Origin of the sequence: Streptomyces sp. SP17BM10 (genome assembly GCF_036322405.1) — a bacterium.
Taxonomy (GTDB): Bacteria; Actinomycetota; Actinomycetes; order Streptomycetales; family Streptomycetaceae; genus Kitasatospora.
The window spans coordinates 1-338 of record NZ_JAQYXB010000121.1; the positions used below are offsets into that span (position 1 = coordinate 1).

Consider the following 338-nt stretch of genomic DNA (forward strand, 5'->3'; position numbering starts at 1 on the left):
GGGGGGGGGGGGGGGGGGGGCCGGACGGGGGGCGCTCGGGGGATCCAGATACCTAGCGGTGGCGCCGGGGGGGCGGGCGCGCCGGCCAGCTGGCTGAGAATACACAGAAAGACCATCACCACAGCACAACCCACAAAAACCACAAACAAACAACCACCCACCCAAACCCCCCCCAAAACCCACACCACCCCCCACCCCCACAAAAAAAACCAACACAAAAACAAAAAAAAAAAAAACAAAAAAAAACACACAAACAAAACCCAAACAACAAAAAAACAACCAAACAACACAAAAAACACACACCAACAACCCAACCAACACACCCCACAACACCAACA

Annotated in this window: 1 protein-coding gene; it reads right to left on the reverse strand. The window is 53.8% G+C overall.

Annotation, left to right across the window (positions count from 1 at the left end):
* Positions 1–115: 115 nt before the first annotated feature.
* A partial coding sequence (locus tag PUR71_RS40840; protein WP_329924272.1) for a hypothetical protein occupies positions 116–338 on the reverse strand: 223 nt, incomplete at its 5' end.